This is a genomic window from Nocardia sp. NPDC051981 (genome assembly GCF_040680715.1).
In the GTDB taxonomy this organism is placed as follows: Bacteria; Actinomycetota; Actinomycetes; order Mycobacteriales; family Mycobacteriaceae; genus Nocardia.
This window is the reverse complement of record NZ_JBFAXK010000018.1, coordinates 89,789-115,838: the sequence shown is the minus strand read 5'-3', so window position 1 is coordinate 115,838 and position 26,050 is coordinate 89,789. Positions and strand designations below refer to the sequence as shown.

Sequence of the window (26,050 nt, the reverse complement as noted above, 5' to 3'; positions counted from 1 at the left end):
GGTGGGCCGCGGCCCCCCCGCGGACGCGGGATGATCGCTCCGGCCCCCCCGGCCCCCCCCCCCCCCGGGGCCCCCGGCGCCCCCCCCCCCCCCCCGGGGGCCCCCCCCGCTCCGCTGTCCTGGTCAGCGCAACCGGTGCAAGACCGCCGGCAGGTCCGCGGAATGCACGACCGCCAGACGCTGGGTGGCGCGGGTGAGCGCCACGTACAGGTCGTTGAGGCCACGCGGCGATTCGTCCAGGATCCGGTGCGGTTCGGCCAGGATGACCGCGTCGAACTCCAGGCCCTTCACATCGTGGACGGTGAGCACCCGCACCGAATCATCGGTCAGGTGAGCGAGTTCCGGGGCCAGGTCGTGCGGCGCGATGACCACCGTGGTGCCGGGATGCTCGGCCTCCGCGGCGACCAGCCGCTTGATCTCGTCGGCCAGCTCGGGGGCCGCCACCCGGGTCGCGGTGGGCTCGAAGCCGGAGTCGCGGACCGAGCGCGGCGCGGGCGCGGCCGGGTCGATGGCGGTCAGCACGTCCGCCGCCACCGCCATGATCTCCGACGGGGTGCGGTAGTTGACCGTCAGCTCGGTGAGCTTCCAGCGTTTGGCCACATAGGGTTCCAGCACCTGCTGCCAGGACGAGGCGCCCGCCGGGTCGCCGGTCTGGGCCACGTCGCCGACGGCGGTGATCCAGCGATTCGGGATGCGGCGCATGACCATTCGCCACGCCATGGCCGAAAGCTCCTGCGCCTCATCCACGATGACGTGGCCGTAGGTCCAGGTGCGGTCGCCGGCGGCGCGTTCGGCGGTGGTCTGCCGGGTGCGCACCTGCTGGCGCTCGGCCAGCTGGGAGGCGTCGATGAGGTCGTAGGCCATGAGCAGCTCGGGATCCAGGTCGTCCTCGAGATCCTGGGGCGCGGAACCGGTGAGGATGTCGAGCGCGTCCTGGGCCTCGGCCAATTGGGCGCGCCAGCGGCGGCGGGAGCGCTCGCGCTCCTCGCTGTCGTCGATGCCGAGCAGTTCGGCCAGCTCGTCCAGCAGGGGCGCGTCCGCGTCGCTGAACTCGCCGCTGTCGGCCCGGTACAGCTCGGCCCGGTCGGCGTGGCTCAGCTGCCCGGCGGCATCGGCCAGGCGCTTGGGGTCGGCCCACAGCCCGCCCAGCACCTCCTGCGGGGTGAGGATGGGCCACAGACCGGCGATGGCGCGCTGGATCTCGGGATCGGCCCGCATCTCGTCACGGATCTCGGTGAGATCGGTCTGGCTCAACAGGTTTCGCCCGCCCAGCGGGTTCGAGCCGATGGCGGCGGCCAGCTGATCGGTGAGCGCGTCGACGATGGCGGCGGCGAAGACGGGCCGGGCCAGGTTGTGCGGGCGGCGCGAGGAGCGGGCGCGGCCGCGGGCCTTGGTGGCGATCTTGCGGTCCAGCTCGAGCTGGTGGCCGTCGAAGTAGAGCTGGATCGGCTCCCGGGGTACCTCCTGCCAGTCCCGCACCCCCTTCTTGAGCACCTCGAGCATGTCGAGCGAGCCCTTGAGCTCCCCGGCGCGCAGCGAATCCTCCAGTGTCGCTTGCACTCCCGGGTACAGGTTGCCGACGGTGGACAGCAGCACTCCGGTCTCACCCAGCGAGGGCAGCACCTGGCCGATGTAATCGAGGAACGTGGAGTTCGGGCCGATGATGAGCACGCCGGCCTTGTCCAGCTGCTGCCGGTAGGTGTACAGCAGGTAGGCCGCGCGGTGCAGTGCCACCGCGGTCTTGCCGGTGCCGGGCCCGCCCTGCACCACCAGCACGCTCTTGTGCTCGGAGCGGATGATGGCGTCCTGCTCGCTCTGAATGGTCTCGACGATGTCGTTCATGTGCCCGGTGCGGGCGGCATTGAGCGCGGCCAGCAGCGCGCTCTCGCTGCCCACGCCGCCGTCGCCGCCGACCACCCCGGCGCGCTGCGCGGCATCCAGGTCCAGGTACTCGTCGTTGACCCCGGTGACCGTGCGGTTGCGCGAGCGGATGTGCCGCCGCCGGGTCACGCCGTCGGGCGCGGCGGTGGTGGCGAGGTAGAAGGGCCGGGCCATGGGAGCGCGCCAATCCAGCAGCAGTGTCTCGTAATCGGCGCTCTCGTCGAGGATGCCGATGCGCCCGATGTAGCGGTGCTCACTGTCACCGTTCTCGGCGATGTCGATGCGGCCGAAGCATAGGCCGTGTTCGGCGGCGTCGTACTTGGCCAGGTCCTCGGAGTAGAGCTGGGTGAACGACTCGCGCTCACTACGGGCCTGCGGCGTGCCGCCGGTCTCCAGCAGCACGGTGCGCAGCCGCCGCTGGGCGTAGGCGCGCATGCCGTCGAGCTGTTCGTAGAGCTTCGTGAGGTACTGCTGCTCGCGCTCCAGGTCCGGGGAAGCCGCGTTAGCGGAATCGGACACGGAACGCTCCTCGGTGAGGTCGGGCAAAACGGAACTCCTTGTTCACCACGTCCGCCGTGTTGGGTACGGGGCGCGAAGCATCGAGAACAGAGTTGTCGAGTCTAGTTCGCGATTCCCTCGCGCGCCGTACCGCCAGGTAACAGGCCCTGAAACTGCCGGGTTCAGGAGGCGTGGGTGCTGTCGCTGCGGCGTGCGAGGGTGCCGTTCTGATGGTTGGGCGGCTTGGCCCGGTACATGGCCACGTCGGCATCGTGCAGGACGGCCTCCGGGGTGCGATTGTCGCCCGCGCACAGGTCCGTCACCCCGATCGAGGCGTCGACCTGGATGCGGTGCCCGCGCGCGATGATCGGCTCGGCCATGGTCTGGCGCAGCCGCGCGATGAGCGTGTCGATATCGACGCCCAGCGTGCGGCCGGACAGCAGCACCAGGAATTCGTCACCGCCGATCCGGCCCACGATGTCCTCGGAGCGCAGCCCGCGCTGCAGCCGCTGTGCCACGATCTGCAGCACGGTATCGCCGATGGCGTGCCCGAGGGTGTCGTTGATGGCCTTGAAGCCGTCCAGGTCGATGAACAGCACGCTGGACACCGGCAGGGTCTCGGTGGTGCCCAGCGCCGCCGCCAGCTGCGACAGCACCAGCGCCCGATTGGCCAGCCCGGTGAGCGGGTCATGGGTGGCCTGGTACTCCAATTGCCTTCGGCTGGCCCGGAATTCGGTGATGTCGTTGAACGACGACACCGCCGCCGACTCCGGATCGCTGGGATCGAGCAGCCGGCTGTTGGCCGAGAGCCAGCGCCGCTGCCCGTCGGGCCGGTCGAGCCCGAACACGAAGCGGGTCACCGTCTCGCCGGTGGCGAGGGTACGGATCACCGGATACCAGGACGTGGGCATGGGCTGGGCATTGGCGTCCAGCAGGGACAGCGGGATGTCGTAGATGTGGGTGCCGACGAGATCGTCGGAGTCGTAGCCGAAGATGCGTCGTGCGGCCGGATTGGCGGATTCGATGCGCCCGTGCCGGTCGATCACCACCACCCCCTCCTCCAGTTGCGACACCACCGTGGTGAAGAACTGTTCGGCGCGCTGCTGGGCAGCCTCGGCGCGGCGCTGCGCGGTGAGGTCGTGCACCACCACCTGGTAGGCGAGGTGTTCGTGCCAGGCGGTGAGCACCGACACGGTCTCCACGTCGACGCTGCCGCCGTCGCATCGCATCAGCGTCATCTCGGCGGGGTCGGACGCGGTGCCCGCGATGGTGAGGCGGCGGATGCGGTCGAGCATGGGAGGGACGGAACTTCGTTCGACGAAATTGGTGACCGGTTGCCCGATCACGTCGTCAGGATCCGCGGCCGCCAGCAGCCGCAGCATGGCCGGGTTGGCGTAGACGACGGTGCCACGCTCGTGGACCACGACCCCGTCGGGGCTGTAATCCACCAGGGACCGGTATCGCTGGGCCAGCTGTTCGGCATTGGCCGAGTCATTTGCCCGATCGTTACCCATCACGTCATGCACCCCCTGATCGTCGTTCCGACACGTCACTGGAGCACGGCACCATTCTGTTATCTGTAAATTTGCTGGTGCCCCTTGCCGACCGTATTGAATGAATTGCAGTTCCGCACAGCATCGGCCCGCGAGTGGGACCATTACGGGCAACGGCCCGAGAGGAGCGATGCAAATGCCAGGCATCATCCCCGTCCCGATGACCGCAGGTCGGCATCAAGATCATATGACCCTGGCCGGCATCGGCGCTGTCACCGGGTACGGCTGGGGCCGCGAAACCCTCTGGAAAGGTTTGCTGACCGGCAAACCCGCAGCCCGGCTCTTTCCAGGGTACGGGCCCGAACGCGATCGGCAGGGGTGGATCGCCCGCGTGCCGGACGGCGGCGATCCGGAGCTACCACCCAGCCGCTACCTACGCGCGGTCATCGGCTCGGCGCGCGAGGCGGTGGCCGATGCGCGCGAACGCGGCTGGCGGCCCGGCCGGACGGTCGGCCTGCTGCACGCCATCGTGCTCGGAGACGCCTACGAGTGGCGGGACTTCTACACCGTCGACGGCGGGCAGCGGCGTTCGCGCGACTATCTGCGATTACTTCCCTCGACCCCGGTGTCGATGCTGATGAGCGAGTTCGGGTTTCACGGCCCGGCCATGAACGTGACCGCCGCCTGCTCCTCGGCGAACGTGGCCCTGGTCACCGCGCAGCTGTGGCTGGCCCAGGGCATCGCCGACGACGTGCTGGTGGTCGCGACCGACCTGTCCGGGATTCCTGAGATGGTGCAGCCGTTCGTGGTACTGGGCGCGGCGGTGGACGACACCGACCCCCTCGACGCCTGCCGTCCCTTCCAGCAGGGCAGTCGCGGCTTCGGTTTCGGCGAGGCCTCGGTCGCGTTCCTGGCGACACGTGACGCCGAGCGGCCCTATGCGGCGATGCTCGGCGGGGCCATGTCCAACGACGGTCACCACGTGATCTCCGTCGAGCCGTCCTACTCCCAGATCTTCGAGTGCGTGCGCCGCGCCCTGGTCGGCGCCGATGTCGATCCCGGCGAGGTCGCGTACCTCAATTCGCACGGTTCCGGCACCGCCCAGTGCGACGCCGCCGAAACCGCGCTGCTGGCGCAACTTTTCGACGATCGCCCGGCGGTGGTGGCGCTCAAGCCGCTGGCCGGGCACTGCCAGGCCGCCTCGGCCGGGGTCGAAGTGGCCGTCGCGGCACTGGGTTACGAGCGCGGGCTGCTGGTGTCCGCCCCGATCGTGGCGCCCGCGCATCCCAATCTGGTCGACGGCGTCCGGCGCGGGGTCGACGGCATCACGGTGAAGACCGCGCTGGGCATGGGCGGCAACAACTCCGCGGTGGTGCTCGGCCCGGTCGGCTGACGAGACCGAGATCTCAGCGAGTCAATGCAGTGGCACCGACCAGTGCAGTTTGGTGCCGGTGCCGTCGCCGCTGGGATCGCGCCGCGGATACACCGCCAGGCTGCCGCCGGACTGTACGGCGCGCCGGGCCAGGCTGGTCAGGCCGCTGGGGGTGATGTCGTCCGGAATGCCGCGGCCGTTGTCGGAGACCACGATGGTGAGATCGTCGGCCACGCCGATGTCGATGGTGATGGTGTCGGCCCCGGAATGCCGGACCGCGTTCGAGACTGCCTCGCGCACAACGGCTTCCGCGTGATCGGCGAGCGCCGGCTCGACGACCGACAGCGGTCCGGTGATGTGCATGAGCGCCCGGATGCCGGTGGCGGTGGTCTGCTGTTTCACCGCGCGTTCGATGCGCTGGCGCAGCCGGGTGCTGTGCCCGTCGCCGCCGTGCAGATCGAAGATGGAGGTGCGGATCTCCTCCACCACGTCCTGCAGATCGTTGATGGCGTCGGCCAGCCGTTTCTGCACCTCGGGCACCCGGGCGCGCGGCACGGTGCCCTGCAGGTAGAGCCCGATGGCGAACAGCCGCTGGATGACGTGGTCGTGCAGGTCGCGGGCGATCCGGTCGCGGTCGGTGAGGATGTCGAGTTCGCGCATCCGGCGCTGCGCCACCGCCAGTTGCATGGCCAGCGCGGCCTGATCGGTGAAGGCGGCGATCAGCTCCACCAATTCGTCGGTGTAGGGCGCGGATTCGGTGGCGCGCAGCGTGATCAGCACGCCCAGGATGGAGTCCGGGGTGTGTAGCGGCAGCACCAGGGCCGGGCCGATATCGGCGAGGGGCGTGCCCAGGTCGATGTGGCGGGCGTCGTCGAAGCGCAGCGGGGTGCGAGTGGTGAGGGCCTGCCCGACGGCGGTGGCCCCCGCGCGCACCGCGTGTCCGTGCGGCGGCTCGTCGGGGCCGGACCATTGCGCCACAACGAGTTCGGCGACATCCTCGGGCGCGTCGTCGGGATCGGCGACCACGGCCAGCAGCGCCTGCTGGGAGGCGGTCAGTTCGCGGGCGTGCTCGACCACGTGGGCCAGCACCTTGCTGGGTTCGGTGTCGGCCAGGAATTCGGTGGCGATATCGCGGGTGGCCTCGATCCAGGCCTGTCGGGTGCGGGCCTGCTCGTAGAGGCGGGCATTGTCGACGGCGATACCGGCCGCGGCGGCCAGCGCCTGCAGCAGCACCTCGTCGTCCTCGGTGAAGGGGTGCCCGCCGGATTTCTCGGTGAGGTACAGGTTTCCGAAGATCTCGCCGCGGATCCGGACCGGCATGCCGAGGAAGGTGCGCATGACCGGATGGTGCTCGGGGAATCCGGTCGCGGCGGGATGGCGCGCGAGATCGTCCAGGCGCAGCGGTTCGGGCTTGTCGAGCATGAGGCCGAGCACGCCGTGGCCCTCGGGCAGCGCGCCGATCCGCAACCGGGTCTGCTCGTCGATGCCGTGGAAGGTGAACTGGCTGAGCTGTTGTTCGTGCCCGCGCACCGCCAGCGCCCCGAAGCGCGCGTCGACCAGAATGGTGGCGGCGCGCACGATCGTCCTCAGGGTCTGGTCCAGATCGAGGCCGGAGGTGACCGCGAGCATGGCCTCGACCAGCCCGTCGATGCGATCCCGGGCGTCGATGATCTGTTCGACCCGGTCCTTGACCTCGGTGAGCAATTCGCGTAATCGCAGCTGCGACAGCGTTTCACGCACCGAGTAGGGACCGGTGCGGGGTGTGTCGTGCATGGTTGTCCTGCGGTCCGGCGGATACGACACGGCAAGCGGAATTCTATGCGGGCCGAGGTTGCCGAGAGGTTGTCATGCCGAACGTGACTGTCCCGTACGCAATTTCGAGGCCAGCACGGCGGCCTGGGTGCGGCGTTCCATACCGAGTTTGGCCAGCAGCCGGGACACGTAGTTCTTGACGGTCTTCTCCGCCAGGAACATCCGTTCCGCGATCTGCCGGTTGGTGAGGCCGTCGCCGAGCAGGTCCAGCAGCTTGCGCTCCTGATCGGTCAAACCGGCCAGCGGGCCGTCGAATTCGGTGCTGCGGCGCAGCCGCGCCATCAGCGCCGCCGCCGCGCGATTGTCCAGCAGCGAACGGCCCGCGCCCACCTCCTTGATGGCCTTGGCCAGCTCCATGCCCTTGATGTCCTTGACCACGTAGCCGCTGGCGCCGGCCAGGATGGCGTCCATCATGGCCTGTTCGTCGGTGTAGGAGGTGAGGATCAGGCAGCGCAGGTCGTCGATGTCGGCGAGCAGGTCGCGGCACAGTTCGATGCCGTTGCCGTCGGGCAGGCGGACGTCCAGCACCGCCACGTCGGGGCGCAGCGCCGGAATCCGGGCCAGCGCCTGGGCGACGTCGCCCGCCTCGCCGACGACGGTCAGTTCGGGATCCTCCTCCAGCAGGTCGGTCAGACCGCGGCGGACGATCTCGTGATCGTCGACCAGGAAGACTTTGATCACGACAGCCTCCAAGCTCGGGTCGCGGGCGCGCGAAATAGTAGTGGCAAACGTATCTCGCGGGAAGACGCCCGGATACCGCCGAAGGTCCCTAATTTCCGGTGTGCGGACCGTCCGGAAATTTGTCCGGTTATTTTTGTCGGAGAATTTTCCCCGAAAGTGGCCTGGTTCGGGACTTTCGGCACTGTCGGGGGTGACTTGGGTGTGTTGCCATGGAGACGGGTTGCCGGCTCGGAACAGGGAGAGCGGGGTTCGGCTATGGGCGCATTCGATGTGTGGTCGAGTGGAATCGATCCGGATTTCGTGGTGACCACGCACGGACCCGTCCCGTCGGGGGAGGTCACCCGGGTGGTGCGCGGATTGGGCAGGATCCTGCGCCGGCACGGGGTCGCAGGCCCGGTGCGGGCACGTCTGCACTGGCCCGCCGCCGAGGACGAGACGACGCTGGTGCAGGCGGGTGTCCGAACGCTGAGAAAGACATTCCGGGTGCAGGTCGCCGGGCCTGGGCGGTTCGCGTCCACCTTCGCGCTGGAGCGGCTGGATCTGCGGCTGGGCTGCCCGCCGGACGAATTGTCCCGGCCCTGGCCGGATCCTGCGCGGCCGTCGCTGTCCGCGGTGACCGAGCCACGACCGATCGTGCGGCGCAAGGATTGTCGACTACAGGTGGCCACACCCGCCGCGGCGGCGCGGGTGCTCGATGCCATGGATTACGACGCGCACCTGTTCATCGACGCCGAGACCGGATCCGAGGCGGTGGTCTGCTGGACCGGTCCGCTCGGCGTGCGGACCCTGGGCCGGATGCGCGACGGCGTGCCGGTCCTGCTCGAAGACGACGCGGTGGCCCGGCTGTGCCTGGGCGGGCTGCCCTATCTGTGTTTCACCGATGCCGATACGCGCCGCGGCCGGCTGCTGTATCGGCGCTTCGACGGCGATCTCGGGCTGGTCACCGCGGCCGGCGCCGAGGACCGCTCGCGCGATTGCGATCGGGATCGGGTGCGGCAGCCGCGGTCGATCGCGAGCTGCGTGCGACGGGCACTGCCCGTAGGCTTGACCGAGGTGACGACTGATTTCGCGAGTCGAGGGTAACTCGTCGGGTACGTCCAGAATCGGTTCGGCACCCAATCCGCCGGCACGGAATGTCAACGTCAACGGCTCTTCGCTGCCCGCTGAAGGCACGGAGAGGCGGAATTGTCGGTGGGTGCCCCTAGCATGGCGTCGGGGGTATGTCTGGATGCTGAAACGTTGGAAGGATGGCCAGTGGCGGATCGCCTGACGGTGCGCGGAGCGCGGGAGCACAACCTCAAAGGGGTCGATCTCGACCTACCTCGCGACAGTCTCATCGTTTTCACTGGTCTGTCCGGGTCCGGAAAGTCCTCGCTCGCCTTCGACACGATTTTCGCCGAGGGCCAGCGGCGGTACGTGGAATCACTGTCGGCGTATGCGCGGCAGTTCCTCGGCCAGATGGACAAGCCGGATGTGGATTTCATCGAGGGCCTGTCCCCGGCGGTGTCCATCGACCAGAAGTCGACCAACCGCAATCCGCGGTCCACGGTCGGCACCATCACCGAGGTCTACGACTATCTGCGTCTGCTGTTCGCGCGCGCGGGCACCCCGCACTGCCCGGTCTGTGGTCATCTGATCGCCAAGCAGACCCCGCAGCAGATCGTGGATCAGGTGCTGGCGATGGAGGAGGGCACCAAGTTCCAGGTGCTCGCGCCCGTGGTGCGCACCCGCAAGGGCGAATTCGTGGACCTGTTCGAGTCGCTGAACTCGCAGGGCTACTCGCGCGTCCGGGTCGACGGCGTGGTGCATCCGCTGACCGATCCGCCGAAGCTGAAGAAGCAGGAGAAGCACGATGTCGAGGTGGTCGTGGACCGCCTCGCCGTGAAGCCGAGTTCCAAACAGCGCCTGACCGATTCGATCGAGACGGCGCTGCGGCTGGCCGACGGCATCGTGGTGCTGGACTTCGTGGATCGCGACGAGCACGCCCACGATCGGGAGCGGCGCTTCTCCGAGCGGCTGGCCTGCCCGAACGGGCACCCGCTCGATATCGAGGATCTGGAACCGCGGTCGTTCTCCTTCAACTCGCCCTATGGCGCCTGCCCGGATTGCACGGGTCTGGGTATCCGCAAGGAGGTCGATCCGGATCTGGTTGTGCCGGACCCGGATCTGAGCCTCAATGACGGCGCGATCGCCCCCTGGTCGCGCGGGCAGACCGCCGAATACTTCACCCGCCTGCTGTCGGGCCTGGCCGAGGCGATCGGCTTCTCCATGGACACGCCGTGGAATCAGTTGCCGCTCAAGGCCCGCAAGGCGGTGCTGGAGGGCAGCTCCGAGCAGGTGCACGTCTCCTACACCAACCGCTACGGCCGCAAGCGTTCGTACTACGCCGATTTCGAGGGCGTGATGCCGTTCCTGCAGCGGCGCATGGACGCCACCGAATCGGAGGCGATGAAGGAGCACTACGACGGGTACATGCGGGACATCCCGTGCCCCGTCTGCAATGGCGCGCGACTGCGGCCGGAGATTCTGGCCGTCACGCTGTCGGCGGGCCCGGAGCGCAAATCCATTGCGGACCTGTCGGATCTGTCCATTGGTGATGCCGCGAAGTTCCTGAACACCCTGACCCTCGATGATCGCCAGGCGGCGATCGCGGCGCAGGTGATCAAGGAGATCCAGGCGCGCCTGGGGTTCCTGCTGGATGTCGGTCTGCAGTACCTGACGCTCTCGCGCGCCGCGGCCACGCTGTCCGGCGGTGAGGCGCAGCGTATTCGCCTGGCCACCCAGATCGGGTCCGGCCTGGTGGGTGTGCTCTACGTGCTGGACGAGCCGTCGATCGGCCTGCATCAGCGCGACAATCGCCGGCTCATCGAAACCCTCACGCGGCTGAAGAATCTCGGCAATACGCTCATCGTGGTCGAGCACGACGAGGACACCATTCACGCCTCGGACTGGGTGGTCGACATCGGCCCGCTGGCCGGTGAGCACGGCGGTCAGGTGGTGTACTCGGGTCCGTACGAGGGGCTGCTCGAGGACAAGGGATCGCTCACGGGCGCTTACCTTTCCGGCCGCGAGCAGATCGAGGTGCCGCTGGTGCGGCGACCCGTCGACAAGCGCAAGCAGCTCACGGTGGTCGGCGCGGTCGAGCACAACCTGCAGAACATCGACGTGAGTTTCCCGCTGGGCGTGCTGACGTCGATCACCGGCGTGTCGGGTTCGGGTAAGTCGACGCTGGTCAACGACATTCTGGCGACCGTGCTCCAGAACAAGCTGAACGGCGCGCGGCAGGTTCCGGGCCGCCACACCCGGGTCAACGGCCTGGATCACCTGGACAAGCTGGTGCAGGTCGACCAGTCGCCGATCGGCCGTACACCGCGCTCGAACCCGGCCACGTACACGGGCGTTTTCGACAAGATCCGCACCCTGTTCGCGGCCACCACCGAGGCCAAGGTGCGTGGCTACCAGCCGGGCCGGTTCTCCTTCAATGTGAAGGGCGGCCGCTGCGAGGCATGCTCGGGTGACGGCACCCTGAAGATCGAAATGAACTTCCTCCCGGACGTTTACGTCCCCTGCGAGGTCTGCCACGGTGCGCGCTACAACCGCGAGACCCTCGAGGTGCACTACAAGGGCAAGACCATCGCCGAGGTCCTCGATATGCCGATCGAGGAGGCGGCGGAGTTCTTCGAGCCGGTGACCTCCATCCACCGCTACCTGAAGACCCTGGTTGACGTCGGCCTCGGATATGTCCGCCTCGGCCAGTCCGCCCCCACGCTCTCCGGCGGTGAGGCGCAGCGCGTGAAGCTGGCCGCCGAACTCCAGAAGCGTTCCACCGGCCGCACCATCTACATCCTCGACGAGCCCACCACCGGCCTGCACTTCGAGGACATCCGCAAGCTCCTGACGGTCATCAACGGCCTGGTCGACAAGGGCAATACGGTCATCGTCATCGAGCACAACCTCGACGTCATCAAGACCTCCGACTGGGTCCTCGACATGGGCCCCGAGGGTGGCTCCGGCGGCGGCTTGGTCATTGCCCAGGGCACCCCGGAGGACATTTCCGAAGTCCCGGAAAGCTATACCGGCCAGTTCCTGAAGCACGTCCTCGCCGCCCAGCCCGCCTCCCTCGCCGAACGCAGGCCGGCGAAGAAGGCAGCGAAGAAGGCTCCGGCCAAGAAGGCGGCTCCCAAGACGGATGCCCAGGCCACCGCCGCCAAGAAGGCAGCCGCCGCCCGCCGCAAGGCCGCCGCCCTCCGCTGACGCCGAGAGACGGCGGCACGCACGCACGGCCCTCGGCATGACCACGCTGGCCCTCCGCTATTGGGTCACCGTCGCGGCCGAGACGGCTGACCGCAGACGAAAGGCCCCGCACCGGAATCGGTGCGGGGCCTTCGTATTTCGTGCCTACTCGGCGGCCGCCAGGGGCGGGCTGAGTTCCTTGACCTCGGCGATGTGGCCGAAGTCGAGTTTCACGATCTGGTCGGCGCAGTCGAAGTAGCGGTCGTCGTGGGTGATCACGATGACGGTCTTGCCGCGCTCCTTGAGCTTCACCAGGATTTCCCGGTAGAAGACGTCGCGGAACTTCGGTTCCTGGTCCGCGGCCCACTCGTCGAACATGTAGATCGGGCGATCCTCGAGCAGAGCGGTCAAGAGCGCCAAGCGCTTTCGCTGCCCCTGGGACAGCGCGATGGTCGACAGCCGGCCGTTCTCCACGGTGACCTTGTGGTCGATCTGGAGTTCCTTCAGGTACTTGCGGACCTCGTCGTCGACGCCTTCGTCGAAGCCCAGGTAGTCCTCGAACAGGTGGAAGTTGGAGAAGACCGCCGACGAGTTCTGCCGGAACCACTCGATGTTCTCGTGGTCGATCGCCTCGCCATTGAGCGACAGGTGGCCGTGCTGCGGGACATACAGGCCGGTGATCAGTTTGGCCAGTGTCGATTTGCCGCTGCCGTTGCCGCCCACGATGAAACTGATCTGACCGGGTGAGAAGGTCAGGTCCAGCGGTCCGAGGTGGAAGCCGGACCCGTCGGCCTGGGGCGGCGCCATGGGCGCGCCCATCGGGACGGGGTGGCCGCCGTGGTCGACGAACCGGTGGCCGTTGACATCCGGCCGATCGGTGCCGCGCGGGCCGTGGCCGGGCGGCGGGCCGCCGGGACGCCCGCCTGGATGCGGGCCGGGGCGTCCGCCCATGGGCGCACCGGGTGCGCCGGGCCGCCCACCGCGGCCCGGGTGCGGTCGCGCACCGCCACCCGGATGGGCTCCGGTACCGGGCGGCGGACCACCCGGCACGGGCGGGAAGGCCGGCGGCGCCTCGCTCAGGTAGTCGTAGCTGACGTCGTTGAGTTCCAGCCGCGCTGCCGTGGCGGCAGGACGCTCGGTGTAGGGCAGCGTGGATTCGTCGTGCGCGGTCTGGATGGACAGATTCAGCGAGCGAATCTTGGCCAGTGCCACGTCACCGCGCAGCAGGTCGGGAATGCGGTGCATGAAGTTCTGCATGGGCATCGAGAGGAACGTGGTGACCAGGACGTAGCCGACCATGACGTTCTGCGGCAGATCCAGGGCGCGTGCCAGGCCGAACAGGATCAGGGCCATGGTGCCGAGCTGCAGCAGCTGGCCGAAACCCTGGGCGAAGGTGAACTTGGAGCCGGCCTCGACGTTCTGCACCCGCAGCCGCTCAGCGGAGCCGAGCAGCTGCCGATCCATGAAGTCGCGCCGCCGCCCGCGGTGCAGCTTGAGCTCCTTGATGCCCAGCGACACTTCCTGGAAGGACCGCAGCAGGCCGTCCTCGTTCTCGCGGGCGGCCTGGTACAGGTGCCGCACCTTCTTGAGAACCGTTTCGACACAGGCGATTCCGAGCAGGGTACCCGCGACGGTGGTGGCGAAGATCGGGCCGGACACGATCGCGAGGAACACGAAGCAGCCGATGATGGTCGCCAGGTCGATGCAGATGCTCGGAATTGCCGTGACCGCCTGCGACAGTGACCGCACATCCTCGGTGAGGGTCGCGATGAGGCGGTGCTGCCCGAGCCGCTCGAGGTGTTCGAGCGGCGCGGACACGATGCGGGCGCTCAGGTCCGCGCGCAGACGGTAGATGGCCTCCTGCGCGAGCCGGATCAGCAGCACCTGCGAGATCACGCCGCTGATCAGGATGATCAGCGCGGTCGCGACGAACGCCTGGACCGTGACGCCCGGATGCGGTTCCGGTGACACCACTCCCCGAATCAATGTCACCAGGTAGGTATTGGCCGCACCGCAGACCAGACCGGAGGCGATGACGCCGGCGATCCGCATCCACGAGATGGAGATGAGGAATCTGATGAGTTGCATGGCTGCTGGGCTCTCTGGACGGAAACTGTGCCCGGATCAGGGGCGGATGATGTCGAAGACGACACCCTCGAGGGTGACGCCGGGCGCGAACGAGAACGCCACCCCGGTCGAGATAGGCTGCGTGGCCTGCTGCGCGATCATCTGCTCGAGCACGAAGATCAGCGAGACGCTGAGCATGTTGCCGTACTCGGCGAGCACGTCCCAGCTGGTCGCCGCCTGCTCGGAGCCGAGGCCGAGCGAGCGCACGGACTCCTCGATGATCTTCGGGCCACCCGGGTGGATCGCCCACAGGTCGATGTCGGACTTGGTCATGCCATTGCGCGCCAGCACCTCGGTCACCACCGGGTCCACGCCCCGCAGAATGTACTGCGGCAGGTTCTCCGACAGCTCGCAGGTGATGCCATTGTCGTTGACGCCCAGGACGATTCCGTCCTCCGCGTCGTCGAACAGGTAGCTGAAGCTGTCGCGGATGACCACCGCTCCGGCCGGCAGCGGCTGGTGCGGCTGGCTGGCCCCGATGACCACCGCGCCGCAGCCGTCCCCGAAGAGGCTGTGGATGATGACATCGTTGATATTGTCGTCGAACACGGCGTTCACCGAGCTCAGTTCGATGCAGATGACCAGTGCCTTCTTGTCCGGGTGCGCCCGGACGTAGTCCACCGCGGCGCGCACCGAGTTCATGGCCGCGGCGCAGCCCATGAAGTTCACGATGACGCGGTTGACGGCGGGGGACAGGCCCAGCTGCTTGACCACGGCCACGTCCACGCCGGGCGCGATGAAGCCGGTGCTGGTGGCGAAGACCAGCATGCCGATCTCCGACGCCCGGTCCTCCAGGTGCGCGGTGGCGCGTCCGGCCACATCCACGGCCAGCGGCACCGCGTGCTCGTAGAAGGTGTTCATGCGGTCCCGGATGGTGCCGACTTCCTTGCTGTAGGACAGGAATTCGGGGTCGATCGGGTCGACCGCGAGGTGGCGGGTGGTGATGCGGGTCTTCTGGTAGATCCGCGGAATCCGGGCCTGCTGCACCGGATCGGTGAACAGTCCGGCCACCTGGGCGGCGGCGTCGGCCTGCGAGAAGATCTGGCTCGGCGAACCGGTCGCGATGGATTCGATGACGCCGACGGAGGTCGGCGGGGTCGGCGGCAGCGGTGCGGGTGCGAAGCCTTCCCGGTGTAGGAAGGCCGAGCCGGGCTCGCTCCCCACGAGCCGGGTCGCCGCCGTCGAGGGACGGGCGCCCCCTTCATCGATGGTGATTGACACGAAATTCTCCCCTCGTTTCGATATGACGACCCGCGGTGCGGCCGGCGCATGTATGGACGCACCGCGGTAGTGGAATCGGTTCAGACGGTTCCGATTCCGGTGAAGCCCTGAACCGTGTAGACGGCGCAGGTCTTCAGGGCAAGTGGTGAGAAGTGCTCCTTGACGAACCCCCACTTGCGCTCCACCGCGTCGTCGGACGGCGCGAGAATGTAGGTGCGGATCTGCTTGGGGAAGCGGTCGGTGAAGAAACTCTTGGCCGGCAGCCACTCCACCCCGAACTTCGCGGACTCCTCGCGCAGCACGTCCTCGGTCGCGATGTTCGCGAAACCACTGCGCTGGTAGGGCAATACGTGATGGACCCGATGCGAGCTCAGGCCCGCGGACAGGAAGCAGTCGACGTAGCGGTTGCCGACCACCCTGAGGTCGTAGGCCTGCTCGATCTGGTTGACGCCCCAGTCCTCGGAGTTCGACTCGATCTCCTCGGTCTCCAGTTCGAAGTCGTGGCTGGCCACCACCAGGAAGGTGGAGATCCACAGCGTGATCACGAATTGCAGTGCCCAGGCCCAGAAGTCGCCCATCACGGTGAAGACGATCAGCTCGCCCAGCAGCAGGAAGCGCACGCCGAAAGAACCGATGAAGTGCGGCAGCGCACCGCCCCAGGTGCCGTACATGTCCTTGATGCCCACCTTGCGGGTGAGGCGGCAGACGTCGAGCAGGCGGATGGTCATGCCGGTGATGGTGTGACCGAACTTGTGCAGGGTGTGGATCGGCACCCGGTACAGCCGCGGGACCCGCATCATCATGGTGAAGACGTTCTTCTTGATGTCGACTTCGCTCTGGGTGTGCGGGTGGTGCAGCAGCGCGTGGCCGTCCGCGGTCACGAAAGCCAGTGCGACGTAATTGAAGTCGAAGGCATTCGTGTAGATCTTGTTCATGCCCTTCTGGGCGCGGTGGATGGCGTAGTGCCCGAAGCCGGCCAGCGAGCTGCGCAGCAGCACCATGGCGATCACGAACACCGGCAGCGGCATCCAGCTGCGCTCGAACAGCCGTAGGCCCTGCACCGCGAAGTACAGCACCGCCAGCGTGGCCACCACGATATTGAAGTAGGTGTCCATGCGCCGGATGCGGGCGGCCAGCTCGGGTTCCTTGAGCCGGGCCTTCACCTGGTGGAGCAGGTCGTCCTTGTTGTCGAAGGTGAACTTCGGGGTGTCGCGCCAGCTGTCGAAGCCCTCGTTGAAGAGGAAGGCGGGCGCGTTGGCCTTGGGGTGGATGTCCTCCGGCAGGGCGTCGCGATCCAGCGCGTACTTCTTCAGGATGCGGCCGATGGCCTCCGGATTCTTGTGGTACGAACCGACGATCGAGGTGATATCGCGATTCTTGGTCCGGCCGATGAAGAACTCGCCGCCCGGATGCTTGGAAATCCAGTCGCTGAGGTCGTAGGCTTTGCCGTTGTAGACCCAGACATTCGATACCGGCGGTGGGCCGTCCATCGGGGGCCGGCGGAACTCCCCTTCGGGTTCCTGGCGTTCGATCGTCGCCTCGGTTTCTGGGCGTTCGATCGTCGCCTCGGCCTCTGGTCGTTCGATCGTCATCTCATCCCTCCACACGCAGGCACGACGTTTGAACTTTCGGACGAAATCGTCGCTGCTGCGCCTTGCATTTCACTGAACAATCTCTTAAGCGTGCAGCCGAGATAGCTGCGGACTAACCAGCTCGCGGAGCGAGCCGGAATTGGTTGTAGGCAATGGAATTTCGGACCGTGTGCCGAAATGCGAAAGCCGGTCCGGGGAGGGCGGACGACAGGCGTTGCCGCCGTTGCTTTTTCCCCGAACCGGCTCCGAACTCACATGACAGGGATGTGCGCGATCAGCTGCCGGGCTTGGTGACGTGGACCGGCTTCGCCCAGTCGGACAGGGTAACCGTGACGGTGCCCGTGTCCTTGGTGACCACGGCGCGCACCAGATTGGGACCGGTGCCCGGCGAGGCGGCCGTGGACGGCAAGGTGGTGCCGGCGCCGCTCGGCGGAGCGACGTCCTTGATGTACAGGGTGATGGGGAAGGTGCCGCCGTCCTTGCCGATCTGCGGCACGACCGGGTCGAACACCGAGGCGTCGATGGTGCCGCTCACCTTCACGGTGTCGACGCCGTCGATCTTCTCGCGGCTCTCGGCCTTCGCGTTCTTCACCTGCGCAATGACATTGGCGAGGCCCTTGTCCTTGTCCAGGAGGACGCCCGGATCGTAGATCTTCTCGGCGGGGCCGACGGGGGAGTACTTGCTGCCATCGCCGGTGTAGAGGGTCTTGTCGACGACCATGAACTTGGTGTCGGTGAAGTCGGCGTCCTGCTTGACCTTGACCTTGGCCTCACCGATGGCCTGACCCTGGCCCTGCGGCTGGTTGGTGACGTCGGCCTTGAGGCTCTCGACCGGGAGGGTCGGGAGGTTCTGGACATCCATGACCACGTGCACCGACTGCAGGGTCTGGGTGGTCTTGGCGGATTCGGCGACGATCTGCGCGCCGTCGGGCAGTTGCGACGGCGGGGCCGCCTGCGAGGTGGTGGCCTTGCTGTCCGAGCTGGAGGACGAGGAGCAGCCCGACACCAGCGCGGCGGCCGCGGCGGCGGCGATCATGATCGGAAGGACACTGCGCCGGACGCGGCGTCCAGCGGTGCGCTTGCCCTGGGACATCAGTTCATTCATGTACAACCCCCGAAGATTCCGTTCGATCTCGTTGTGAGGACAGCCTTGCCGCTGCCCGTCGTAGTATGCAGGACTCGCCCGCGTCCGTGTCGAACGAGGCGATACTCCGGCATCCAACCAGCACCACCTGCGTGACGCCAAAGCTTTAGATCATCCAGCCGCGCAGGCGATTACCCTGCAACCCAGTATTTCCCACGTGGCGGCGAGCGTTAACAGCGTCGCTGCGTCGGTGGCAAGCCGAGCGACCGCTAATGTGGGCGCAGTTCTGTCGCTGGAGATTAGCCAATTGATTCTTGAAATTTCAGCTGATCGTTGAAATTTCGGCGGAATCAGTGCTGTGCGGTCTCGTGGATCAGCTCGGCGAGTTCCTCCGGTTTCGACCACATCGGCCAGTGTCCGGTCGGCAGGTCCACGTACTCCGCATCGATGTTCCGCAGCTCCCGGAACAGCGGCGGCTCCCCGGCGTCGCGGAGCTGCTGGACCAGCTCGGAGGGGAAGCTGCAGCAGATCACGGTGGTCGGAACCTTCAGTCGCGCAGCCGAATCGCCGAGTGTCACCGGGCGGCCCGCCACGCCGGCCGGGACCGGCACCGCCCGCTCCCGGAACCGGGCCAGCATCGCCTCGTCCAATCCGGCCAGGCTGTTCCCCATGGCCTCCACCTCGGCCCAGGTGTCCGGCAGCGGAAACTCTGCCGCGTCCCCCAAGGCCGGGTTGAGGACGAACCCCTCCGGCATGGGTGCGCTGTCGGCGTACACGACGCGCGAAAACAGTTCCGGCGCCAGATCTGTCGCCATATACGCGACCGCACCGGCGCCCGAATGGGCCACCAGCACATCGCCCTCGCGGCCGGCCGCGACGATCGCGCGCGCCTGTGTCTCCAGGGTTGCCGACAATCGCTCCGGATCCGCCGGATCCAGACCCGGCAGGGTCAGCGCCTCGACCTCGTCCCCGCGTGACCGCAACTGCCCGGCCACTTCCTCCCACGCCCATGCGCCCAGCCAGAAGCCGGGAACCAGCAGTATCCGTGCCATGTCCTGAGGATTGCACAGCCCGCCGACAGTCGAAACCCCATGTCTCCTGGGGGCTCTTGACCCGAGCGGCGAGTGCGGCGCATTATGAACGTACGTTCATGAACCAGCGTTCATATAGGAGTCGATCATGACCGAGATCGTCAATACCGCTCAGTCCGATGCCTGGAACGGCTACGAGGGCGAACACTGGGCCGGCAACCACGACCGCTACGACGCGGTGAACCACGGCTTCAACGAACCCCTGCTGACCGCCGCCCGCATCTCCGCCGGTGACCACGTCCTCGACATCGGTTGCGGCAATGGCCAATTGACCCGCGTCGTCGCCCGCCGGGCCGGCACGGGATCCGCCACCGGAATCGACCTCTCCGGTCCGATGCTCACCCGGGCCCGCACCCTCGCCGCGGCCGAGGTCGTCCCCAATGTCACCTTCGAACGAGGCGACGCCCAGGTGTTCCCCTTCCCCGGCAACGCTTTCGACGCCGCTCTGAGCCGCTTCGGCATCATGTTCTTCGCCGACCCGGTGGCCGCCTTCGCCAATATCGCCCGCGCCCTGCGCCCGGGCGGCCGGCTCGCCTTCGTCACCATGCCGCCCATGCCCGGCACCGACCTCGGCGCCGTATTCGGCGCGGCCGCACAGCATCTCGCCGACTTCGAGATCACGCACACCCGCGGCCCGCTCGCCGACCCCGACGTCATCCGAGACCTGTTGAGCGCCGCCGTTTTCCGCGATATCGACGTCGAATACCTTGAGGCCGAAGGTCTCTGGGGCCACGACCTGGACGACGCCACCGACTTCATCATCGACTGGGGCCCGCTGCGCTACCACCGCTCGCTGTCCGGTTTCACCACCGATACCGCAGTCCGCGCAGCCATCTCGACCGCCCTGGCCCCCTTCGTCACCCCCGGCGGCGTCCGCCTCCGCAACGCGGCCTACCTGGTCACCGCGACCCGCCCGCTACCGTAACCACCCATGTCCCCGAGAAAGGCAGCGGCGCTGCGCGGCACCGACGACGACCGCAACCTCCGCGACCACCTCGTCACCACCGCCCAGCGCCTCCTCTCCGACCAGGGCGCACCCGGCCTCACCGTCCGCGCCATCGCCCGCGCCGCAGGCGTCGCCGACGGCGTCCTCTACAACCATTTCCCCGACAAGGACGCCCTCCTGGCCGCAGCCCTCAGCGCCCACGTCGCCGCCGCCCACGCCGCCCTGGGCCCCCTGCCGGCCCCAGGTACCGCCACCGTCCAGGAGAACCTGGCGCTGTACCTATCCGCCGGCCTCGCCCTGCATCGCGCAGTCCTCCCGGTCTTCGCCGGCCTGCTGGCCAGCCCATCCGTATTGGCCCGCTACGCCGAATCCGAAGCCCGCGACGATGATTGGCGCGAATTATTGGCCCGCTACCTCCGGGCCGAACGCGACCTGTCCCGCCTCGCCCCCGCCGCCGACACCGCCGCCGCAACCGCCATCCTCGTCGGCATCTGCCACGACGCAGTCCTCACCGCCATGCTCCCCGGCACCCCGCACGCCGAAGTCGAGGTTGACGCAGTAGTCGCGACGCTCCTCGCCGGAATCGCACCCCACCCCTGAGGCATCCGGCTGCCGCCACTGTCGCGACCTTGCTCAGCCGATGAGACCTTATTGAACTGAAGGCTTTGCGCCACAGTTGATTCGGGGAACCCAGGCCGGCGTCGCGCGGACCGCCAACACGGCGATTGCGATTTCCGCCGCTGGGTCACGGTCGACCCAGGGGCCGAGCGGTTGGCTCAGTACACCGGGCCGGTGTACTTCTCGCCCGGGCCGGCGCCGGGGGCGTCGGGGTAGGCGGAGGATTCGCGGAAGGCGCGCTGGAGGGATTGGAGGCCTTCGCGGAGGGGGCCGGCGTGCGGGCCGAGGTATTCGACGGAGGCGGTGATCAGGCCGGCGAGGGCGGTGATGACGCGGCGGGCCTCGTCGAGGTCGAGGTGGGGGCTGGTGGCGGGATCGGCTTCGCCGAGGCCGAGCTTCTCGGCGGCGGAGCTCATCAACATGACGGCGGCGCGGCTGATGACCTCGACGGCAGGGATGTCGGCCAGTTCGCGGACGACCTCGCCGTCGATGAGGGCCGATTCGTCGCTGGTGATTGCCTCGCTCATGCGGTAGAGCATCCCATCGTGCGGGTCGGCGCTGGTCGCGGGGGCCGTCGATTCGGAGCTCACGGCTATGAGTGTTAGACTCTTCCGCGACGACCGTCCCGGACTGGTTCCTGTAACCGACTCGGGGCATCAAGTGGAGCCCGACTCCCACCGTCGATCGGCCCTTCCGGTCAGATCAGGCGGTCCGGTCGCCCATCATTTACCTGATGGGTTCTGCACATGGGTTTGCCCTGCGTGTGGTGCGATGCCAGCTGTTTGCGTCGCGGATCGGTCGACTCGGGCCCCGTGGTGGTGAAATACCAGCACGGGGCTTTCGTGTTGAAATTGGGGTTGCAGTTATTGCTTGCGGTCGTTGACGAACCGCTTGACCTAGGAGGCCCCATCAGCACTGAGACCCGCATCAACGATCGCATCCGCGTTCCCGAGGTCCGACTCATCGGACCGGGTGGCGAGCAGGTTGGGATCGTGCGTGTTGAAGATGCACTACGCGTCGCTCAGGAAGCTGACCTCGACCTGGTCGAGGTCGCGCCGGATGCACGCCCGCCGGTGTGCAAGATCATGGACTACGGCAAGTTCAAGTACGAGACCGCGCAGAAGGCGCGTGAGTCCCGGAAGAACCAGGTTCAGACCGTGATCAAGGAGCAGAAGCTCCGGCCGAAGATCGATGACCACGACTACGCCACCAAGCGCGGCCATGTGATGCGCTTCCTCGAGGCCGGGTCGAAGGTCAAGGTCACCATCATGTTCCGCGGTCGCGAGCAGTCGCGTCCGGAACTAGGCTTCCGGCTCTTGCAGCGACTGGCCGCCGACGTCGCCGACCTCGGTTTCGTCGAAACTTCCGCCAAGCAGGACGGCCGGAACATGACCATGGTCCTCGCGCCCCACAAGGGTGCGAAGACGCGGGTGAAGGCCCAGCAGTCTGCGGCCCAGGGCGGCAACGTCCCGGCCGAGACCCCGGCTCCGGCCCCGGCCGAGACCGCAGCCCCGGCTGCCGAACCGGCCACCCCGCAGCAGTAATAACGAGAAGCTCCGGTGGCGCGCTGACGCGCGCCTCCGGCACGACAGATTGAGGAATCCATGCCGAAGATGAAGAGCCACAGCGGCGCCTCGAAGCGATTCAAGGTGTCGGGCAGCGGCAAGCTGCTGCGCCAGCAGGCGAACCGTCGCCACCTGCTCGAGCACAAGCCGTCCACCCGGACTCGTCGTCTGGACGGCGTGGAGGTCGTCGCGAAGGCGGACGTCGCTCGCGTCAAGAAGCTGCTCGCCAAGTAATTCGGCTGAGCCAGCCGCTCGCGATCCGTTCGCGGAACGCATCACCGACCAACCTCGGGCGCACACGCCGGGTTCACGCGAAAGACCCAGCGCCCCCTATTCGATCAAGGACTGACAAGTGGCACGCGTCAAAAGGGCCGTCAACGCTCAGAAGAAGCGCCGTTCCGTTCTCGAGGCCTCCAAGGGCTACCGTGGCCAGCGGTCGCGCCTGTACCGCAAGGCCAAGGAACAGCAGCTGCACTCGCTCACCTACGCCTACCGGGACCGCCGGGCGCGCAAGGGTGACTTCCGCCAGCTGTGGATCACTCGTATCAACGCCGCCGCGCGTCTGAACGACATGACCTACAACCGCTTCATGCAGGGCCTGAAGGCCGCCGGCATCGAGGTGGACCGCAAGATCCTGGCCGAGCTCGCGGTGAACGACGCCGAGGCGTTCGCCCAGCTGGTGGCCGCCGCCAAGGCCGCGCTGCCCGCCGACGTCAACGCCCCGGCCGCCTGATTCGGCCTGCGTGACGACGCAACACTCGAAGCGACCCGCGGACGTGCTCTCCGAGCACAACCCGCGGGTCGTTTCTGCGGTCAAGCTCCATCGCGCACCGGTGCGCCGCAAGACCGGCCTGTTCCTGGCCGAGGGCGCGAATTCGGTGGAGGCCGCGCTTGATACCGGGCGGATCGAGGAGCTGTTCTACTCCTCCAAGGCCGCCGAACGCGAGCACGAGCTGGTGGCCGGCGCTGCGGCGCAACGGGTGCGGACCACGCTGGTCAGTGACCGTGCCGCGGAGATGCTGGGGGAGACCGTGACGCCGCCCGGCCTGATCGCGGTGTGCCGCCAGGTGGATGTGCCGCTGTCGGAGATCATCGACGCGTCCCCGCGCATACTGGCGGTCCCGGTCGAGATCGCCGACCCCGGCAATGCCGGAACCCTGATCCGGGTGGCCGACGCGGTCGGCGCGGAGGGCGTGGTGCTGGCCGGCGATTCGGTGGATCCGCACAACGGCAAATGCGTGCGCGCCTGTGCCGGAAGCCTTTTCCACGTTCCCGTGGCCCGCTCCCGCGATATCGATGCCACCCTCGACGCCCTCGAGCACGCCGGGATCGCCGTGCTGGCGACCACCGCCAAGGGCGAGGTCGACCTGGACGATGCCGACGAGATCCTGCGCGGCCCGGTCGCCTGGCTGTTCGGCAACGAGGCGCACGGCCTGGACAAGGCCATCGCCGCCCGCGCCACCCACCGGGTCCGGATCCCCATTCACGGCCGCGCCGAAAGTCTGAATCTCGCTGCCGCGGCTGCCATTTGCCTCTATGCGAGCTCTCGGGTCCAGCACGCCAAGTGACGTCGGCCGAGTCTGCCGACGCCATCGTCGAGGCCGACGCGGTGCCGAAACCCGGCGAGCCGGCCGGATCTGATCAGATGCCGTCCTCGCTGAGGTTGGCGAGGATCTCGGTGGCCCACGGCGGGGTGTCGGCGTCGTCGCGATCGGTGACCTGGAGCGCGGTCAGGTCGATGAGCAGCATGCCGGTGGCGAAGAAGCGGCGGACCTCGTAGGTCGTCGCGCCGGTGAGCTCCTTGGCCAGGTTGTAGAGGCGTCCGAAGTGATCGCGGATGTTGTCGCCGATGGCCGGCTCGCTCGCCGCCGCGATGCCCTGCAGGAAGACCCTGGGCAGATCGCGGTCGGTGAGGAAGTGGTCGCCGAAGTGGCTGCCGAGGGAATCGAGGCGGTCTTTGGGGGAGGCGTCCGGTGCGGCCTGGGCGGCCCCGGTGCGGAAGAGCTCCTCGATGCGCCCGCACACCTGGTCCAGCACTGCCAGGAACAGTTGCTGCTTGGTGCCGAACAGCCGGATCACATAGGGCTGCGAGACCCCCGCCCGGCGCGCGATATCGTCGGTTTTCGTTGCGGCGTAACCGGATTCAGCGAAGGCGGCGGTTGCCGCCGCGAGGACTTCCGCGCTGCGTTCGGTCGCCGTCATCCGGGTTCTGGTCATGGCTGTCGTGCCTCCTCGTCGTCGGCGATCCCGTATGCCATTGACATGTTATCAGTCAATGCATACTCTCTAGTTATCAGTCGATAACAACAAGGATTGGTCATGGCTGAAACACTCGAAACCTCGAATCTCACCGACAAGGTCGTCGATGCCGCCCGGCAGCGGCCGCTGGCCGCGATCCTGGCGGCGGTGGGCATCCCGATGTTCATGGTCACGCTGGACAATCTCGTGGTCACCAACGCGCTGCCGGTCATCCGCACCGAACTGCACGCATCGCTCACCGACCTGCAGTGGTTCGTGAACGCCTACACGCTGTCCTTCGCCTCGCTGCTGCTCACCGCCGCCGCGGTCGGCGACCGGATCGGCCGCCGGCGGATGTTCGTCATGGGCATCGCCCTGTTCACGGCGGCCTCGGCGGCGTGCGCGCTGGCCACCGAGCCGTGGATGCTCATCGCCTCGCGGGCGGTACAGGGCTTCGGCGGAGCGGCGGTGATGCCGCTGTCGCTGACACTGCTGTCGGCGGCGGTGCCGGAGAAGATGCGCAGTGCGGCCATCGGCATCTGGGGCGGCATCTCCGGGCTCGGCGTGGCGCTCGGACCCGTGGTCGGCGGCGCGGTCGTCGACGGACTCAGCTGGCAGTGGATCTTCTGGATCAACGTTCCGATCGGCATCGTCGCCGTTCCGCTGGCTGCCCGCATCCTGAACGAATCCTTCGGCGGCACAAGGAAATTGGATCCGATCGGCCTGCTGCTCTCGGCGGGTGGCGTGCTCGCGGTGGTCTGGGGCGTGATCCACGGCGCAGACGACGGATGGACCTCGGCCAAGGTGCTGACCGGACTGATCGGCGGCGCGGCGCTGCTGGCGGCATTCGTGCTGTGGGAGAACCGCTCGGCCGATCCCATGCTGCCGCTGCGACTGTTCCGGTCGCGCAGCTTCACCGCGGTCAATACCGTGCTCTTCACCTTCTCCGTCGGCGTCTTCGGCTCGATCTTCCTGCTGGCCCAGTACTTCCAGGTGGTGCAGGGCTACACGCCGCTGCAGTCCGGTATCCGGACGCTGCCGTGGACCATGGCCCCGATGGTGGTGGCTCCGCTCGCCGGGCTGATCGTCGATCGGGTGGGTGTGCGGCCGCTGATCGCCATCGGCCAGGTGTTCCTGTCGGCGGCGCTGCTGTGGATGGCGCTGATCACGACGGTCGACGTCTCCTACAGCTCCTTCGTCCTGCCCTTCGTACTGGGCGGCATCGGCATGGGCCTGACCTTCGCGCCCACCGCCACCGCCGTGATGGCCAGTGCGGCCCCGGCCGATCAGGGCATGGCCTCCGGCACCAACAACACCATCCGTGAGGTGGGTGTCGCCATGGGTGTCGCAGTGCTGGCGTCGGTATTCGCCTCGCACGGTTCGTATCTGAGCCCGCAGGAATACGTGGACGGCCTCGTTCCGGCGGTCAAGGTGGGCGCGGCCATCGTGGCGGTCGGTGCGCTGGTTGCATTGCTGCTGCCCAGTCGGCAGGCGATCGCCGAATCATCCACCGGTGCAGCGGCTGTCGCTCACTGACGGGCAGATCGGGCGGCCACACCGCTGTGGTTCCGCATCCCCGAACAACTGATCTACATCGG

Annotated in this window: 21 protein-coding genes; 10 read left to right on the top strand and 11 right to left on the bottom strand. The window is 67.7% G+C overall.

The window, feature by feature from the left end; all coding sequences use genetic code 11:
• Nucleotides 1–123: 123 nt before the first annotated feature.
• Both AB0L60_RS27870 and AB0L60_RS27865 read right to left on the bottom strand, forming a co-directional pair.
• Complete coding sequence (locus AB0L60_RS27870; RefSeq protein ID WP_364619460.1) at nt 124–2,400, bottom strand: ATP-binding domain-containing protein; 2,277 nt, start codon at nt 2,398–2,400, stop codon at nt 124–126.
• 161 nt (nt 2,401–2,561) lie between these two features.
• On the bottom strand, nt 2,562–3,893 hold the full coding sequence (locus AB0L60_RS27865) for a diguanylate cyclase (protein WP_364619643.1): 1,332 nt from the start codon (nt 3,891–3,893) through the stop codon (nt 2,562–2,564).
• A gap of 175 nt (nt 3,894–4,068) precedes the next feature.
• On the opposite strand from AB0L60_RS27865, the gene AB0L60_RS27860 reads away from it, so the two are divergent.
• A complete protein-coding gene (locus AB0L60_RS27860; RefSeq protein ID WP_364619457.1) occupies nt 4,069–5,265 on the top strand; it encodes a beta-ketoacyl synthase N-terminal-like domain-containing protein in 1,197 nt (398 codons plus the stop codon).
• Nucleotides 5,266–5,286: 21 nt separating this feature from the next.
• Here AB0L60_RS27860 and AB0L60_RS27855 read toward each other — a convergent pair whose 3' ends face one another.
• Both AB0L60_RS27855 and AB0L60_RS27850 read right to left on the bottom strand, forming a co-directional pair.
• A complete protein-coding gene (locus AB0L60_RS27855; protein WP_364619454.1) occupies nt 5,287–7,017 on the bottom strand; it encodes a GAF domain-containing sensor histidine kinase in 1,731 nt (576 codons plus the stop codon).
• Nucleotides 7,018–7,089: 72 nt separating this feature from the next.
• Nucleotides 7,090–7,737 carry a response regulator transcription factor gene (locus tag AB0L60_RS27850; RefSeq protein WP_354846173.1) on the bottom strand — a complete coding sequence of 216 codons (648 nt, stop codon included), beginning with the start codon at nt 7,735–7,737 and terminating at the stop codon, nt 7,090–7,092.
• Nucleotides 7,738–7,992: 255 nt separating this feature from the next.
• On the opposite strand from AB0L60_RS27850, the gene AB0L60_RS27845 reads away from it, so the two are divergent.
• Complete coding sequence (locus AB0L60_RS27845; protein WP_364619451.1) at nt 7,993–8,820, top strand: sigma 54 modulation/S30EA ribosomal C-terminal domain-containing protein; 828 nt, start codon at nt 7,993–7,995, stop codon at nt 8,818–8,820.
• Between the two features lie 171 nt (nt 8,821–8,991).
• Complete coding sequence (gene uvrA / locus AB0L60_RS27840; protein ID WP_364619448.1) at nt 8,992–11,991, top strand: excinuclease ABC subunit UvrA; 3,000 nt, start codon at nt 8,992–8,994, stop codon at nt 11,989–11,991.
• Between the two features lie 144 nt (nt 11,992–12,135).
• Here uvrA and AB0L60_RS27835 read toward each other — a convergent pair whose 3' ends face one another.
• The 5 genes from AB0L60_RS27835 to AB0L60_RS27815 all read right to left on the bottom strand — a co-directional run bounded on the left by AB0L60_RS27835 (nt 12,136) and on the right by AB0L60_RS27815 (nt 19,046).
• Complete coding sequence (locus AB0L60_RS27835) at nt 12,136–14,058, bottom strand: ATP-binding cassette domain-containing protein (protein ID WP_364619445.1); 1,923 nt, start codon at nt 14,056–14,058, stop codon at nt 12,136–12,138.
• A gap of 36 nt (nt 14,059–14,094) precedes the next feature.
• Nucleotides 14,095–15,261: a 3-oxoacyl-[acyl-carrier-protein] synthase III C-terminal domain-containing protein gene (locus AB0L60_RS27830; protein ID WP_364619640.1), complete on the bottom strand. Its 1,167-nt coding sequence runs from the start codon at nt 15,259–15,261 to the stop codon at nt 14,095–14,097.
• 137 nt (nt 15,262–15,398) lie between these two features.
• On the bottom strand, nt 15,399–16,808 hold the full coding sequence (locus tag AB0L60_RS27825; protein WP_364619637.1) for a fatty acid desaturase: 1,410 nt from the start codon (nt 16,806–16,808) through the stop codon (nt 15,399–15,401).
• Between the two features lie 376 nt (nt 16,809–17,184).
• Nucleotides 17,185–18,015 (bottom strand): LppX_LprAFG lipoprotein, encoded by an 831-nt coding sequence (locus tag AB0L60_RS27820; protein WP_364619442.1) that lies wholly within the window; start codon nt 18,013–18,015, stop codon nt 17,185–17,187.
• Nucleotides 18,016–18,344: 329 nt separating this feature from the next.
• A complete protein-coding gene (locus AB0L60_RS27815) occupies nt 18,345–19,046 on the bottom strand; it encodes an alpha/beta hydrolase (protein WP_364619439.1) in 702 nt (233 codons plus the stop codon).
• A gap of 127 nt (nt 19,047–19,173) precedes the next feature.
• On the opposite strand from AB0L60_RS27815, the gene AB0L60_RS27810 reads away from it, so the two are divergent.
• Both AB0L60_RS27810 and AB0L60_RS27805 read left to right on the top strand, forming a co-directional pair.
• The gene (locus AB0L60_RS27810; protein WP_364619436.1) at nt 19,174–20,010 is read left to right on the top strand and encodes a methyltransferase domain-containing protein; all 837 of its coding nucleotides are present in this window, start codon (nt 19,174–19,176) and stop codon (nt 20,008–20,010) included.
• A 6-nt stretch (nt 20,011–20,016) separates the two neighbouring features.
• A complete protein-coding gene (locus AB0L60_RS27805; protein WP_364619433.1) occupies nt 20,017–20,631 on the top strand; it encodes a TetR/AcrR family transcriptional regulator in 615 nt (204 codons plus the stop codon).
• Between the two features lie 176 nt (nt 20,632–20,807).
• Here AB0L60_RS27805 and AB0L60_RS27800 read toward each other — a convergent pair whose 3' ends face one another.
• On the bottom strand, nt 20,808–21,176 hold the full coding sequence (locus AB0L60_RS27800) for a DUF1844 domain-containing protein (protein WP_364619634.1): 369 nt from the start codon (nt 21,174–21,176) through the stop codon (nt 20,808–20,810).
• Between the two features lie 330 nt (nt 21,177–21,506).
• On the opposite strand from AB0L60_RS27800, the gene infC reads away from it, so the two are divergent.
• The 4 genes from infC (at nt 21,507) to AB0L60_RS27780 (ending at nt 23,782) form a co-directional block, all read left to right on the top strand.
• Nucleotides 21,507–22,193 (top strand): translation initiation factor IF-3, encoded by a 687-nt coding sequence (infC, locus tag AB0L60_RS27795; protein WP_364619631.1) that lies wholly within the window; start codon nt 21,507–21,509, stop codon nt 22,191–22,193.
• 60 nt (nt 22,194–22,253) lie between these two features.
• The gene (gene rpmI / locus AB0L60_RS27790) at nt 22,254–22,448 is read left to right on the top strand and encodes a 50S ribosomal protein L35 (protein ID WP_040856904.1); all 195 of its coding nucleotides are present in this window, start codon (nt 22,254–22,256) and stop codon (nt 22,446–22,448) included.
• A 118-nt stretch (nt 22,449–22,566) separates the two neighbouring features.
• Nucleotides 22,567–22,947, top strand: coding sequence for a 50S ribosomal protein L20 (gene rplT, locus AB0L60_RS27785; RefSeq protein ID WP_354846199.1), 381 nt, complete (start codon nt 22,567–22,569; stop codon nt 22,945–22,947).
• Between the two features lie 10 nt (nt 22,948–22,957).
• On the top strand, nt 22,958–23,782 hold the full coding sequence (locus tag AB0L60_RS27780; RefSeq protein WP_364619428.1) for an RNA methyltransferase: 825 nt from the start codon (nt 22,958–22,960) through the stop codon (nt 23,780–23,782).
• Between the two features lie 73 nt (nt 23,783–23,855).
• Here AB0L60_RS27780 and AB0L60_RS27775 read toward each other — a convergent pair whose 3' ends face one another.
• A complete protein-coding gene (locus AB0L60_RS27775; protein WP_364619425.1) occupies nt 23,856–24,431 on the bottom strand; it encodes a TetR/AcrR family transcriptional regulator in 576 nt (191 codons plus the stop codon).
• A gap of 102 nt (nt 24,432–24,533) precedes the next feature.
• Here AB0L60_RS27775 and AB0L60_RS27770 point away from each other — a divergent pair, with 102 nt between their 5' ends.
• Nucleotides 24,534–25,988 carry an MFS transporter gene (locus AB0L60_RS27770; protein WP_364619422.1) on the top strand — a complete coding sequence of 485 codons (1,455 nt, stop codon included), beginning with the start codon at nt 24,534–24,536 and terminating at the stop codon, nt 25,986–25,988.
• The last annotated feature ends 62 nt before the right edge of the window (nt 25,989–26,050 follow it).